Consider the following 14291-nt stretch of genomic DNA (forward strand, 5'->3'; position numbering starts at 1 on the left):
CTCTAGCTCGCGAGATCCGAGACAGGTTCTGAGAACCTGTCCAATATCTGCTGCGCTTGGCCATGCGGCGTTGAAAACAGGCTCGCTAGCGCTCACCCTGCGGGCCAGCCTGCGGCTGTTACTCCCGTTGGTCGTAGCGCCTTGCCTGACCTGCGCTCGCGACGATCTTGAACAGGTTCTGAAACTCATAGCGCACTACCGCCTGGCCGGCGCCTTGGGCAGAATCAGCCCCATGACCACGACCGCCCTCGATCCCCACCACGCCTCCGTCAGCGCCAGCATCACCCAGGCGGTGCTGCATGCCGCCCAGCGCCTGGGCCTGGAGCGCGATGCCCTGCTGCACGCCTGCGGCCTGCAGGAAGCGCAGTTGAGCGACCCCGACGCGCGGGTGCCGTTCGCCGCCCAGGAGCAGCTCTGGCAACAGCTGGCCAGCCGGCTGGCCCTGCCCGAGCCAGGCCTGGTCCTGGGGCAGAACCTGGCGCCGGGGCCGTTCAGCGTGCTCGGCTACCTGCTGCAGAGCAGCGCCACTCTCGGCGACGCCATCGCCGCCGGGCTGCGCTACCAGCGCCTGGTCGGCGAGGGCGGTGAGCTGCTGCTGGAGGAGGGCGACGGCGAGCTGCGTCTGGTCTATCGGCCGCTGCACCCCGAGCTGCCGGCGACGCGTACGCGGGTGCTGGCGCTGATGGCCTTCTGGGTACAGATGATGACGCCGCTGCTGGAGGATTTCCGCCTGCTGCGCGCCGACTTCGGGCATGCCGAACCGGCAGCGCTGGAACCTTACGCCGAGGTGTTCGCCTGCCCGCTGCGGTTCAATGCCGCCGCCTACGCCCTGGTGCTGCCGCCGGCGCTGCGCACGGCGCCGCTGATCCAGGCCAATCCGCCGCTGCAGCATCTGCTGCGCCAGCACGCCGAGGCGCTGCTGGCGCGGCTGCCCAGCGAAGGCCTGATCGCCCGGGTGGTGACCCTGCTCGGCGCCCAGCTGGCGCATGGCGAGCCGGACCGCGCCGAGCTGGCGCGCACCCTCAATCTCAGCGAGCGCACCCTGCAGCGGCGCCTGGCCGAGGAGGGCAGCAGTTATCAGCAGCTGCTCAACGACACCCGTCAGCAACTGGCCGAGCGCTACCTGCGCGACGGCCAGCTGCCCGCCGCCGAGATCGCCCTGCTGCTCGGCTATTCGGAGCCCAGCGTGTTCTTCCGCGCCTTCCGCCACTGGACCGGGCTGACCCCCGGCGAGTACCGCGCCCGGCACGGCCAGGCGGGCGGCTAGCCAGCGCTTGGTTCGCCGCCCGGATCCGCACCCCGCGCACCCGGGTTTATTCCCCTTCGGGTCAGCGCCAGCGCTCCTTCGCCGCCCGTAGACGCGGCAATGGCAGGGCCACCAGGATGGTCAGCAACAGCAGGCCGCAGCCCAGCAGCGGCAAGTGCGGCAGACCGAACTGCGTGCTCAGCCACAGGCCGCCGAACCAGGCGCCGCTGGCGTTGCCGAGGTTGAATGCGGCATGGCTCAAGGTCGCCGCCAGGCTCGCCGATTCGCCGGCCTGCTCGACCAACAGCAACTGCAGCGGCGAGGAAATCGCGAAGCTGGCCATGCCCCAGACCAGCAGCAGGGCCAGCGGCGCCAGCGGCAGCTGGATCAGGGCGAACAGGCCGAGCAGGGCCAGGCCACTGACGCCTAGCGCCAGCGGCACCGCATGGCGCAGGCCGCGATCGGCCAAGCGGCCGCCGAGCAGGTTGCCGAGGGTCAGGCCGATGCCGAACAGCAGCAGCGCGCCGTTGTTCTGCTCGGCCGAGTAGCCGCCGACCTCGCGCAGCAGCGGGCTGATGTAGGTGAACACGCTGAACAGCGCCACCGACGACAGGCAGCAGACCAGCAGCGGGTGCAGCACCGGCCAGCGCAGGATGCCGTTCCAGGCGCCGGCCGGGTTGCGCGCCGGCGCCTGCACCGGCGGCAGCCACAGCGCCATGGCCAGCACCGCCAGCAGGCCGAAGCCGGCCACCGCGAAGAAGGTCATGCGCCAGCTGGTCGCCTGACCGAGCCAGGCGCCGAGCGGCACGCCGAGCACGTTGGCGATGGTCAGGCCGCTGAGCACCAGGGCCATGGCCGAGGCGCGCCGATGCAGCGGCGCCAGCTCGGCCGCCAGCAGGGTGGCGCAGCCGAAGAAGCCGGCATGGCTGATCGCCGTGAGCATCCGCGCGGCCAGCAGCCAGCGGTAGTCCGGCGCCAGGGCGCAGGCCAGGTTGCCGAGGGCATAGGCGGCCATCAACCAGAGCAACGCGCGCCGCCGCGGCAGGCGGCCGAGCAGCGGGCCGAGCAGTGGCGCGCCGATCACCACGCCGATGGCGTAGGCGCTGACCAAGAGGCCGGCATCGGCGAGGCTGACGTGCAGGTCGGCGGCCACTTCCGGCAGCAGGCCCATGATGATGAATTCGCTGCTGCCGACCACGAAGCCACCCAGGGCCAGGGCCAGCAACGGCAGGGACAGCAGGGTGCGGGAGTGCATGCAGGGTTCCAACAGTGACGGCGACGGAGAAGGGCGCGCATTGTCGACCAAGCGGCCAGGAAAATCCCGATCTGATGCGGGTGCTGACGTGCCATTCAGGCCGCTTTCCCTCACCCGGCCCTCTCTCAAGGGGAGAGGGCATGGTCCGTTGCGGTCGTGCCGCGCGCGGTTTGCATCTGGCCTCGGTAACCCCTTCTCCCTCCGGGAGAGGGCTGGGGCTGCGGTGGCGTGATGGGGAGCGCCACGCTCGCCCCTGCGCAGCTTGCCTGCCGTGCAACGGCGCCGCGGAAAGCTGGCAGGCCGGGAGCCGGCGACTACCCTGAGGTAACGACGTGAGCCTGGTGCCGATGCGCTGCGGCTGCGTCACCCCGCCGTTCCGGGGCCAGCGGCGCAGCGGCCGGCTCTCCCCAGGCCCAGGCACCAGGAGCATGCTCATGTCATCCATCGCGGTTTTCGGCGCCGGCAACATCGGCTGCTATGTGGGCGGGCGCCTCGCCACCGCTGGCGCGCGCGTCCGTTTCATCGGCCGCAGCCGCATGGCGGATACCCTGGTGCAGCAGGGACTGACGCTCAGCGACCTCCAGGGCTGGCAGGCCACGCTCCCGGCGGAGCAGCTGCGCTTCGGCAGCGACCCGGCCGCGGTGGCTGACGCCGACCTGGTGCTGGTCACCGTGAAGTCGGCGGACACGGCCGGCGCCGCCGCCGCCATCGCGCCCCATCTCAAGCCGTCGGCGGTCGTGCTCAGCCTGCAGAACGGCCTGCACAACGCCGAGCAGCTCGCCGCGCTGCTGCCGCAACATGCGGTGCTCACCGGCGTGGTGCTGTTCAATGTGGCGCAAACCGGCGGCGGACATTTTCATCAGGGGACGGAAGGCGGCCTGGCGGTCGAGCGCTCTGCGCTGCTCGAGCCTGCCGTCGCGGCTTCCGAGCGCGCCGGCCTGGCGCTGGTGCAGCATGACGACATCCTTGCCGTGCAGTGGGCCAAGCTGCTGTTCAACCTCAACAATGCCGTCAACGCCCTCTCCGGGCTGCCACTGAAAGCCGAACTTTCCCAGCGTGCCTATCGGCGCGTACTGGCGGCCGCGCAACGCGAAGGCATTGCCCTGCTGCGCGCGAAACAGCAGCCGCTCGCCCGGTTGACACCGCTGCCGGCGCACTGGGGGCCGGCCCTGCTGGAAATGCCCGACACCCTGTTCCGCATGGTCGCCAGCAAGATGCTGGCCATCGACCCGCTCGCGCGCTCTTCCATGCAGGACGATCTGGTCGGCGGCCGCAGAACCGAAATCGATTATCTGCAGGGCGAGATCCTCAGGCTGGCCGCCAGCCTGGGCCGCCCGGCGCCGGTCAACGCCCGGCTGCTGCAGTTGGTCCGCGCCGCCGAGCAGGGCGGCCGCCGCGACTGGTCGGGCGAGGCGCTGCTGGCCGAGATACGCGCCTGAGCGGTGCGGGGCGGGCATCTTGCGCGCTTTTGCCGGTCCCGGTGGGGCTGCTCGTGGGCGCGGATTTATCCGCGAAACGGGCAGCACGGCATTGTCGGTAGCGAATAAATTCGCGCCTACAACGCCTATGGCGCGCCGAGCTCGTAGGATGGGTTGAGCAACGCGATACCCATCGGCCGGGGGTGATGGGTATCGCTACGCTCAACCCATCCTACGGTTGCGTTGCCTCGCCGAGAAACTTGCGCAGAAACTGCCGGGTGCGCTCCTCCTTGGGCGCGCTGAACAGTTCGCGCGCCGGGCCCTGTTCGACTATCACGCCCTGGTCGATGAACACCGCGCGGTTGGCGACGTCGCGGGCGAAGCTCATCTCGTGGGTGACTATGACCATGGTGCGCTGCTCCTCGGCCAGCGCGCGGATGGTCGCCAGCACTTCGCCGACCAGCTCGGGGTCGAGCGCCGAGGTCGGTTCGTCGAACAGGATCACGTCCGGCTGCATGGCCAGCGCGCGGGCGATCGCCACCCGCTGTTGCTGGCCGCCGGACAGGCGCTTGGGATAGGCATCCTCCTTGCCCGCCAGACCGACCTTGGCCAGCAACGCGCGGCCGCGCGAGACGGCCGCCTCGCGCGGCTCCTTCTTCACCACCACGGGACCTTCGATGACGTTCTCCAGGGCGGTGCGGTGGGGGAACAGGTTGAAATTCTGGAACACGAAGCCGACGTGCTGGCGCAGCCGGCGGATCAGGTTCTGCTGCGCCTTGAGCGGGCGGTCGGCGTCGATCTCGATGCTGCCGACCTGGATCTTGCCGCCGCTGGGGGTCTCCAGCAGGTTGAGGCAGCGCAGCAAGGTGGTCTTGCCCGAACCACTGGGGCCGATGATCGCCACCACCTCGCCGGGGGCGACGTCGAGGTCGATGCCCTTGAGCACCGCTTGACCGTTGAACAGCTTGCTCAGGTTGCGCACGGCGATCATGGGCTGTCCTGCTCATGGCGGTTGACCCGCGCTTCCAGGCGGCCCTGGAAATGCGCCAGGACGCTGGCCAGCACCCAGTAGAGCAGCGCGGCGGCGAGGTACATGGTGAAGATTTCGAAGGTCCGCGCGGTGATCAGCTGGGCCTGGCGGAACAGTTCCGGCACCTGGATGGTGGCGGCCAGGGCGGTGTCCTTGACCAGCGAGATGAAGCTGTTGCCCAGCGGCGGCAGGGCGGTGCGCGCGGCCTGCGGCAGGATCGCCCGGCGCAGGGTCTGCACCCGGGTCATGCCGATGCTGGCGGCGGCTTCCCACTGGCCGCGGTCGATCGAGGCGATGGCGGCACGGAGGATCTCCGAGGTGTAGGCGGCCATGTTCAGCGAGAAGCCGATCAGCGCCGCCGGCAGCGGTTCCAGCTGGATGCCCAGCTGCGGCAGGCCGTAATAGATCATGAACAGCTGCACCAGCAGCGGCGTGCCGCGGAAGAACGACACATAGACCCGCGAGGTCCAGCGCAGCGGGGCGACGCCGTAGAGGCGCATCAGCGCCAGGAGAAAGCCCAGCAGCAGGCCGAAGAACATCCCGCCGAGGCTCAGCACCACCGTGTAGATGGCGCCCTTGAGCAGGAAGGGCGCGGAGTCCAGCGCAAGCTGCAGGCTTGCTTCGATCATTGCGTCACGTCAGCCTTGAACCACTTCTCGGACAGTTGCTTGAGGGTGCCGTCGGCGCGCAGCTTGGCGATCGCCAGGTTGAGCGCCGCGAGCAGCTCGGGATTGCCCTTGCGCAGAGTGACGCCGGCCTCCTGACGGGAGAACGGCGCGCCGGACACCGCCAGGCTGTCGCCGGTCTTGCCGATCAGCTCGAAGGCGGCCAGGCGGTCGACGAGGATGGCGTCGATGCGGCCGACGCGCAGGTCCTGGTACTTGGTCGGGTCGTCGTCGTAGGTCTTGATCTCGGCCTTGGGCACGTTGTCCTTCAGCCACTGCTCGTAGTTGGTGCCGAGGCCGACGCCGACCTTCTTGCCGGCCAGGTCGGCGGCGCTCTTGTACTGGCCTTCGTCGCCCTTGCGGGTCAGCGCCTGGATGCCGGACACGGTGTAGGGCGTGGAGAAGTCGTACTTCTTCTTGCGCTCCTCGGAGATGGTCACCTGGTTGATCACCACGTCCAGGCGCTTGGACTCCAGGGCGGCGAGGATGCCGTCCCACTTGGTCGGCTGGAACTCGGCCTCGACCCCCAGCTGCTTGGCCAGCGCCTCGGCGAACTCGACTTCGAAGCCGGTCAGCTTGCCGTTCTCGTCCTGGTAGTTGAACGGCGGGTAGGTGCCTTCGAGGCCGACCTTGAGGCTGCCCTTGGCCTTGATCTGCTGCAGCAGATCCTCGGCGGCGAAGGTCGGGGCGATGAAGCTGGCGCCGAGCACCAGGCTCAGGCTGCCGAGGAGCAGATGGCGACGCAGGAAGGATGGGATCATGGCTAGCCCCTTTGGCTGAAGGTGTCTATGCAGGGTAGTCGCTACGCCGCCGTCTGTCGGGCGTACTCGCGAAGCAGTGCGGGGGGGCACGCCGGCGAACTGTTCGCGGCGCTCCTGAGCCCGCCCTACGACGCGGTGCCCGCCGTCGCCGGGTGGTAGGCGAACAGCGCCGGCGAGCCGCCGGTGTGCAGGAACAGCAGTGGACCCCCGCCGGCGAAGGCCTGGCGGGCGATGCCGTCGAGCAGGCCGGCGAAGGCCTTGCCGGTGTACACCGGGTCGAGCAGCAGGCCCTCGCTGCCGGCCACGCGGCGGATGGCGTGCAGGGCGGCGGCATTCGGCTCGCCATAACCTGGGGCGAAGTACTGGTCCCAGAGTTCGATGCGCAGCCCGGGCGGCACCGGCACGCCGAGCAACTCGGCGGTGTGCTGCAGCAGGCCCTCGACCTTGGGCCGCTGCTGGGCATCCAGGCGCGACACGCTGACGCCGATCACCCGTGTGCCAGGCAGCGCGTATTCCAGCGCCAGGGCCAGGCCGCTGTGGGTGCCGGCGCTGCCGGAGGCCAGGAGCACGGCGGCAAAGTCCACCCCGCTGTGCTTGATCTGCGCCGCCAGCTCCAGGCCGGCGCGCACGTAGCCTAGCGCGCCGAGCGGGTTGGAACCGCCGATCGGCACTATGTAGGGTTGCTTGCCCGCGGCGTGCAGGCGGGCGGCGCTGGCCAGCAACTGATTGTCGGCATCGTCGAGGTTGGCCACGAGCTCGACCTCGGCGCCGAACAGCTCGAGCAGCAGGCGGTTGCCGTTGGAGAGGTAGTTGCGATCCGTGGTGCCGATCGGGTTCTCCAGCAACGCATGGCAGCCGAGGCCCAGGCGGGCGGCGACGGCGGCGGTCTGGCGCACGTGGTTGGACTGGATGGCGCCGGCGGTGACCAGGGTGTCGGCATCGGCGCGCAGCGCGTCGGCGGCCAGGTATTCGAGCTTGCGCACCTTGTTGCCGCCGAGGGCGAACGGCGTGAGGTCATCGCGCTTGACCCACACCTCGTGGCCGAGCTGGCGCGACAGGTGGGCGAGCTTCTCCAGCGGCGTCGGCGCGCCGATCAGTTCGAGGCGCGGGAAGCGGGCGAGGGCGGTGCTGAGCATGGTCATGGCTCCCGGGGGGATGGTTACCACTCTAGTTCGTAGGATGGGTTGAGCAACGCGATACCCATTACCCCTACCCGATGGGTATCGCTGCGCTCAACCCATCCTACGGTCTGCGCGGTTTTTCACCCTAGGGGCTAGATGTAGCTTGGCGTTGAGCGTAGCGATACCCAACGCGTAGCCGATCGGGCCAAACGGCCGGCTCTCACGCCTTGCGCCAGACGCTGGCCAGCCACGGCTGCTGGGCGCGCGGCAGGCCGGCGGGGCGGTAGTAGTGCTCCAGCTCGACGAAGCCGGCCGCCCGCAGCAGGCGGCGCCAGGCCGCCAGGTCGTGATAGGCGCCGTAGCGCTCGCCATTCCAGCCTTCGTCGTTGTGCCCGCGCGGGTTGGAACTGAACAGCACGCCGCCGGGCTTGAGCGTGGCGTGCAGCTGGCCGAGCACCCGCGGCAATTCCTGCAGCGGCACATGGAACAGCGAAGCGTTGGCGAAGACGCCGTCGAAGCGTGCCGGCGGCAGGTCGAGCTGGAGGAAGTCCTGCTGCCACACCTCGCAGCCGGAATCGGCACGCGCCATCTCGGCGAAGCGCGGGCAGCCGTCGAGGCCGACCGGCGCATGGCCGAGGGCCTTGAAGGTGCACAGGTCGCGGCCCGGGCCGCAGCCGAAGTCGAGGATGGCGAACGGCGGCGCGGCCTGGATATGCCGCAGCAGGGCGGCGATGTTCTGGCTGACATCGTGGTCGCGGGTGCCTTCGCGGAAGGCTTCGGCGCTGCGCTGGTAATGTGCCAGGGTCAGCGCGCTGATCTGGGCGAGTTCTTCGTGGGGCAGTTTCGGGCTCATGCGGCGTTCACGGTTGCGCAGGCGGGCACACAGTTTAGCGGCCCAGCACGCGCCGATAGAACAGCCCACAGATCAGCCCGAACAGCGCCAGGCCCAACCACTGCGCGGTGCCGGCGAAGTTTTCGCCGACCAGTGCCAGCGGCGCGGCCTGGCCGCTGGTGCCGATCAGCGCGGCGAGCAGGATGCCCATCAGGCTTTCGCCGACGATCAGCCCCGAAGCGAGCAGAACGCCGCGGCGCTTGGCGCTTTCCGCATCGCCGCCGCGCTTGGCCAGGGCGTTCTCCAACAGCCAGGCGAGCAGCGCGCCGATCACCAGGGTCATGCCGATGGTCGGTGGCAGGTAGATGCCCAGGCCGACCGCCAGCACCGGCAGGCTGGCGCTGCTGGTGCGGCGCAGGATCAGGTCGAAGAGGATCAGGGCCGCGCCCAGCGCCACGCCGATGAGGATCATGGTCCAGTTCAGCGCGTCGTGGAAAATCCCGCTGGCGATCGCCGTCATCAGCGTCGCCTGCGGCGCGGCGAGCGCCTGCTGCGGGTCCATGCCGGCGCGCGGCAGGGCACCGGTGAAACCGTAGGCGCCGTACAGCAGCTCCAGCACCGGTGGGATCACCAGGGCGCCGACCAGGCAGCCGACGATCAGCGCCACCTGCTGACGCCAGGGCGTGGCGCCGACCAGGTAGCCGGTCTTGAGGTCCTGCAGGTTGTCGTTGGAGATCGCCGCGATGGCCAGGATCACCGAGGTGGTGAACAGCGCCAGGGCGATCGCGACCTGGCCGTCGCCGCTCTGCAGCAGGCCGGCCTCGACGTTGCCGAAGCCGAGGATCAGCAGCGACACGAGGATCACCGCGATGATGCCGATGCCGGAGATCGGGCTGCTCGACGAGCCGACCAGGCCGGCCATGTAGCCGCAGGCGGCGGCGATCAGGAAGCCGAAGATGAAGGCGAACACCACGCACACCAGCACCAGGCTCCAGAAGGCGAAGCCGCTGAGGTGCGGCGCCGCCTCGTGGAGGAAGTAGCTGAACACCAGGAACAACGCCAGCAGCAGCACCGCGGCGATGGCCAGGATCCACTGCGCCGGCATGTCGCGCTGGCTGCGCAGTTCGCTGTGCTCGGCCGTGCCGCGCACCGCGGCGAGCGAGTGCCAGACGCCTTCGGCCATCGGCTTGAACAGCGTGGCCAGGGTCCACAGCGCGGCGACGCCTATGGTGCCGGCGCCGAGGAAGCGCACCTGCGAGGTCCACAACTGGCTGGCCAGCTCGCTCAGGCTCTGCCCGGCCGCCGGCGTGGCATTCACCGTCAGCAGCGGCACCGCCACGCCCCAGGCGATCAGCACGCCGATGATGATGGCGATGCCGGCGGTGATGCCCATCAGGTAGCCGGCGCCGACCAGCGCCAGGGAGAAGCCGGTGCTCAGGCGGAACGCCGCCTGGCCGGCGGTCAGCCACAGGCTGATGCTCTCGCCGAGCAGCTTGAAGCCGCTGCTGGCCAGGCTGAACAGCGCCGCCACCAGGCCGCCGGCGAGGATGTCGCGCAGGCCCGGGGCGTTGCTGTCCTCTGCTGGCCCGCCCTCGTCGTCGCCGCTGCCGACCCGCAGGATCTCCGCCGCCGCCACGCCTTCCGGATAGGGCAGCTGGCTGTTGACCACCATCACCCGGCGCAGCGGGATGGTGTAGAGCACGCCGAGGATGCCGCCGATGGCGCAGATCGCCGCGGTCTGCCAGAACGGGAAGCCGCTCCAGTAGCCGATCATCAGCAGGCCGGGGAGGATGAAGATGATCGACGACAGGGTGCCGGCCGCCGAGGCCTGGGTCTGCACCATGTTGTTCTCGAGGATGTTGGCGCCGGGGAAGTAGCGCAGCACCGCCATGGAAATCACCGCGGCGGGAATCGACGAGGCGAAGGTCAGGCCGACCTTGAGTCCGAGGTAGACGTTGGAGGCGGTGAACACCACGGTGATCAGCGCGCCGAGGATCGAGCCGCGCAGGGTCAGTTCGGCCAGGTTCGCGTCGTCGGGGACTCGTTGCAGCATGAAGGGCACTCGGCAAAGGCGGGAGGTTGCGCCTCAGCTTAGGCCAGGGTGCCCCGCTGCACTTGGCGGGTTAGACGGCTGAGCCGCGCGCCGACATCGGCAGCGCTTCAACTCTCCGCCTCTCCGGCTTTCGCATCGGCAGCTGCCCCACCAGTTCCGCGGCAGCTTGGCGCGAGTGAAGGGGTGTACCCATATATGCATTTAAGTAATTAAAATCTAACTAACAATTCTTTTTTGGTTTATTAATTTTTCATTACTGTTGCCTCCGTTGGCTATGAGCCGCTGTGTAGAGAGCCTGGCAACAAGCGCAGGCAAGGAAAGTTGACTGGGTAGTCATGAGTTTCGCTGTATATTAATGTATATAGCGAGACCTGATTCCCCCTAAGAAAAAATCAAGATCAGACCATTTCTGGAGTAAGCCCCATGAACAAGTCCACCCTGGCGCTGGCCGTCGCTTCCGGCCTGCTGGCCGGCCAGGCCGGCGCTGCCGGCTTCATCGACGACAGCAAGGCCAGCCTCGGCCTGCGCAACTTCTACATCAACCAGGACACCCGCAACGAGCAAGCCAACACCCAGGAAGAATGGGGCCAGGGCTTCCAGTTCAACTACGCCTCGGGCTTCACCGCCGGCACTGTCGGCGTCGGCGTCGACGCCCTGGGCCTGCTCGGCGTCAAGCTCGACTCGGGCAAGGGTCGTCACTACAACCCGGACTCCAGCAAGTACAGCGGCACCGTGTTCCCCACCGAGGAGGATGGCCGTGCGGTAGACGAGTTCAGCAGCCTGGGCCTGACCGGCAAGCTGCGCCTGTCGAAGACCGAGGCGCGCCTCGGCACCCTGCTGCCGAAGCTGCCGGTGGTGACCTACAACGACGGGCGCCTGCTGCCGCAGACCTTCGAGGGTGGGCAGATCAGCTCGAACGAAATCGACAACCTGACCCTGATCGGCGGCCAGCTGGAGCACGCCAAGGGGCGCAGCTCGAGCAGCAGCGAAGGCCTGTCGATCGGCGGCGCCAACAACGCCCAGACCGGCCAGTTCAGCAACAAGTTCTACTACGCCGGTGGCGACTACAAGATCGGCAAGAACCTGCTGGCGCAGTACTACTATGGCAACCTGGAAGACTTCTACACCCAGCACTTCCTCGGCCTGGTGCACAACTGGGCGATCGGCTCGGGCGCGCTGAAGACCGACCTGCGCTATTTCAACAGCGCTTCCGACGGCAAGAACGGCAGCGCCGTCGGGCGTGCCGAAGGCTTCACCAGCACCGGTTTCTACGGCGTCAACGGCGCGGGCCGGGCCATCACCCGCGGCGAAGTGGACAACGACACCTGGAGCGCCCTGTTCACCTACAGCCTCGGCGGCCATGCCCTGAGCGCCGGCTATCAGCAGCTCTCCGGCGACAGCGCCTTCCCCTACCTCAACCAAGGCGACGGCGCCACCGCCTACCTGATCACCGACCGCCAGATCGGCAAGTTCCTCAGCGCCGGCGAACGCACCTGGGTCGCCGAATACGGCTACGACTTCGCCGCGGCCGGCGTGCCGGGGCTGAAAGCCGTCGCCACTTACCTGAAGGGCGACCATATCGACTCGGCCGCTGGCGACAAGCAGGAGTGGGAACGCGACTTCCGCCTCGACTACGCCCTGCAGTCCGGCCCGCTCAAGGGCCTAGGCTTCTCCTGGCGGAATGCCAGCCTGCGAGGCAACGCCAGCGCCGACCAGGACGAGAACCGCCTGATCCTCAGCTACACGCTGTCGCTGCTGTAAGTTTCCTCAAGTGGTGCTTGGCCGGGCCCCAGGGCCCGGCATTTTTTTGCCTGTGCCGCACGCCGGCCAGATCGGGGTGGTCCAGTAGGGCGGATGCAACCCGTAAGGTCAGAGAACGGCTTCGATGCGAAATTGCATGCACTTGACCATGCGTTTGCATTCGCTCTGACCACCTATCGCACCGACTTGACCATCATGTTCGTGAATCGCGTGACAGGCAGAGATCGGCCAGAAGAAGACCATGGGCTAAGGTTTCGCGGAGGCTATCGAAGCCTAGGGCGCCGTCCTGAACGAAGACGAAAATGAGCAGAGGGCGAAGACAGAAACCGCCAGTATCAAAGGCATCGGGAGTCAAACGAAGTCGCTCAAGCACAGGCAGAGAATAGCTATAACGAACAGTGGAGCAGATACAGCTATCCAGCATAGACTGCCGTCGGCGCGGGTCAGGATCGTGGGGAGACCGCACCTCGCCTAAGCCGATGACATCAGCCTTTTGCAGACACATTAGTACCTATGACATTAATCGCTGCGGGCAAAGCATATGCTTGCCAGTGTGTGATGGCGTTTGGCGTAATGCGCGCTAGCTTGCAGAATTCGGATTGCAAGCATCCAAGGACTAGGAATACACGAAAATGTGGTTAGGCCGCTGGATTGCCCTGTTAACGATTACGCTAAGCCCTTTGGCATTCTCGTCTGAGATTAGCTGCAAGGTGGTCGCCATCAGCGATGGCGACACCTTCACATGCCTTGATGCGTCACGATCCCAGATCAAAGTACGCATGGCCAATATCGACACCCCCGAAAGCAAGCAGCCTTACGGCCAAAAGGCCAAACAAGAGCTCAGAGAGCTGCTGTTTGGAAAGTACATTACCCTCGAGGCGGAAGCAAAGACAGGTACGGGCGCACTATCGGGCATGCCTATGTTGACGGCGTACATGCCAACCGAGAAATGGTTGCCCGGGGTGCCGCTTGGGTGTATCGCCAATACAACAGCGATCAATCCCTGATAGACCTGGAGCAGTCCGCTAAGGCCGCACGGCTCGGCCTATGGGGGTTATCAGAGGCTGAAGTAATGCCGCCATGGGAATGGCGAAAAGCAGGTAAAACAACTACAGGCCACCTTCGGGTGGCCTTTTAGCATTAGCGGGTAATACTTCTCTATATAGGTGGGCGTGTTGCTGGTGGCGCGCGCCGCGGGGAGGTGTGAGGTGAACAAGCTATCAATTGTGGGTGCCGGTATGGTGGGTGAGGCGGCGGCTCAGATCATCGCCCGGGAAGAGTTCTGTCGTGAGTTGATGTTGATTGATGTGCAGGGTGAGTTGGCACAGGGCAAGGCGCTGGACGTCTGGCAGGCGGCAGTTGAGTCAGGTTCTGATACCTGGGTTTACGGCGGGTCCAATGCCGAACTGCTGCAGGATTCTGACCTGGTGGTGATTACGGCGGGTGTGCCCCGCAAGCCTGGTCAGTCGCGTCAGGATGTATTGAGTATCAATCTGCCAATTCTCGATAGCATCATGCTGGATATTAATCGTCATGCTCCGGCGGCGACGGTGTTGGTGGTGTCGAACCCGGTCGACGTGCTGACCTATCGGGCTTGGTGTCTCAGTGGGCTGGGACGCGACAGGGTGTTCGGGCAGGCGGGGGTGCTGGATACAGCGCGCATGAAGTGTTTCATTGCCGAGGAGACAGGGTTTTCTGCTCGGGATATCACGGCGCTGGTGCTGGGAGGGCATGGCGATAGCATGGTGCCGCTGATGCGATACTGTGCGGTCGGTTCGGTGCCGCTGTCTCACTTCCTGTCCAGTCAGCAGATAGAGCGGATTGTGGAGCGCACACGTCAGGGTGGCGGCGAGATTCTGGGTTTGAAGAAGCTGGGGAGCGCCTGCGATGCGCCGGGCGTGGCAATTGCAAAGATGGTGGATGCTATCGCCAATGGGCGAAACCGCATTTTGCCGGCGGTCGCGATTCTCGAGGGCGAGTACGGGCGAACAGGTATTGCCATGGGTGTCCCCTGTGTGCTGGCAGAGGGGGGGGTTGCGCGGGTGATCGAGTTGTCTCTGGATGCGCAGGAGCAGGCGATGTTCGACCGCTCTGCAGATCAGGTGGTGCGTGATATTGCTGAAATGAATGCTTTGTGAGCGGGGGTATA

11 protein-coding genes and 1 pseudogene are annotated in these 14291 nt (G+C 67.0%); 5 read left to right on the forward strand and 7 right to left on the reverse strand.

Going from position 1 to position 14291, the window contains the following annotated elements; translation table 11 throughout:
• Positions 1–232 precede the first annotated feature (232 nt).
• A complete protein-coding gene (locus D3880_RS00810) occupies positions 233–1267 on the forward strand; it encodes an AraC family transcriptional regulator (RefSeq protein ID WP_119891649.1) in 1035 nt (344 codons plus the stop codon).
• A 61-nt stretch (positions 1268–1328) separates the two neighbouring features.
• On the opposite strand, the gene D3880_RS00815 is transcribed toward D3880_RS00810, so the two are convergent.
• Positions 1329–2501, reverse strand: a complete 1173-nt coding sequence (locus D3880_RS00815) for an MFS transporter (RefSeq protein WP_119891650.1) — start codon at positions 2499–2501, stop codon at positions 1329–1331.
• A 434-nt stretch (positions 2502–2935) separates the two neighbouring features.
• On the opposite strand from D3880_RS00815, the gene D3880_RS00820 reads away from it, so the two are divergent.
• A complete protein-coding gene (locus tag D3880_RS00820) occupies positions 2936–3940 on the forward strand; it encodes a 2-dehydropantoate 2-reductase (protein ID WP_119891651.1) in 1005 nt (334 codons plus the stop codon).
• Between the two features lie 211 nt (positions 3941–4151).
• On the opposite strand, the gene tcyN is transcribed toward D3880_RS00820, so the two are convergent.
• From tcyN to D3880_RS00850, 6 genes are all read right to left on the reverse strand, one after another.
• On the reverse strand, positions 4152–4910 hold the full coding sequence (gene tcyN, locus D3880_RS00825) for an L-cystine ABC transporter ATP-binding protein TcyN (RefSeq protein WP_119891652.1): 759 nt from the start codon (positions 4908–4910) through the stop codon (positions 4152–4154).
• Positions 4907–5578, reverse strand: a complete 672-nt coding sequence (gene tcyL / locus D3880_RS00830; RefSeq protein ID WP_119891653.1) for a cystine ABC transporter permease — start codon at positions 5576–5578, stop codon at positions 4907–4909. The genes tcyN and tcyL overlap by 4 nt, the downstream gene beginning before the upstream one ends.
• Positions 5575–6375, reverse strand: coding sequence for a cystine ABC transporter substrate-binding protein (gene tcyJ, locus D3880_RS00835; RefSeq protein ID WP_119891654.1), 801 nt, complete (start codon positions 6373–6375; stop codon positions 5575–5577). The genes tcyL and tcyJ overlap by 4 nt, the downstream gene beginning before the upstream one ends.
• Before the next feature lie 125 nt (positions 6376–6500).
• The gene (locus tag D3880_RS00840; RefSeq protein WP_119891655.1) at positions 6501–7511 is read right to left on the reverse strand and encodes a D-cysteine desulfhydrase; all 1011 of its coding nucleotides are present in this window, start codon (positions 7509–7511) and stop codon (positions 6501–6503) included.
• Between the two features lie 205 nt (positions 7512–7716).
• Complete coding sequence (locus D3880_RS00845) at positions 7717–8349, reverse strand: class I SAM-dependent methyltransferase (RefSeq protein ID WP_119891656.1); 633 nt, start codon at positions 8347–8349, stop codon at positions 7717–7719.
• A 34-nt stretch (positions 8350–8383) separates the two neighbouring features.
• A complete protein-coding gene (locus tag D3880_RS00850) occupies positions 8384–10381 on the reverse strand; it encodes an OPT family oligopeptide transporter (protein ID WP_119891657.1) in 1998 nt (665 codons plus the stop codon).
• Positions 10382–10804: 423 nt separating this feature from the next.
• Here D3880_RS00850 and D3880_RS00855 point away from each other — a divergent pair, with 423 nt between their 5' ends.
• The 3 genes and pseudogenes from D3880_RS00855 to D3880_RS00865 all read left to right on the forward strand — a co-directional run bounded on the left by D3880_RS00855 (position 10805) and on the right by D3880_RS00865 (position 14280).
• Positions 10805–12142: an OprD family porin gene (locus tag D3880_RS00855; RefSeq protein WP_119891658.1), complete on the forward strand. Its 1338-nt coding sequence runs from the start codon at positions 10805–10807 to the stop codon at positions 12140–12142.
• A gap of 779 nt (positions 12143–12921) precedes the next feature.
• Positions 12922–13280 (forward strand): annotated as a pseudogene (locus tag D3880_RS23235) (thermonuclease family protein).
• Positions 13281–13350: 70 nt separating this feature from the next.
• Positions 13351–14280 (forward strand): malate dehydrogenase, encoded by a 930-nt coding sequence (locus tag D3880_RS00865; protein WP_119895641.1) that lies wholly within the window; start codon positions 13351–13353, stop codon positions 14278–14280.
• Positions 14281–14291 lie beyond the last annotated feature (11 nt).

It is taken from the genome of Pseudomonas cavernae (assembly GCF_003595175.1).
GTDB lineage: Bacteria > Pseudomonadota > Gammaproteobacteria > Pseudomonadales > Pseudomonadaceae > Aquipseudomonas > Aquipseudomonas cavernae.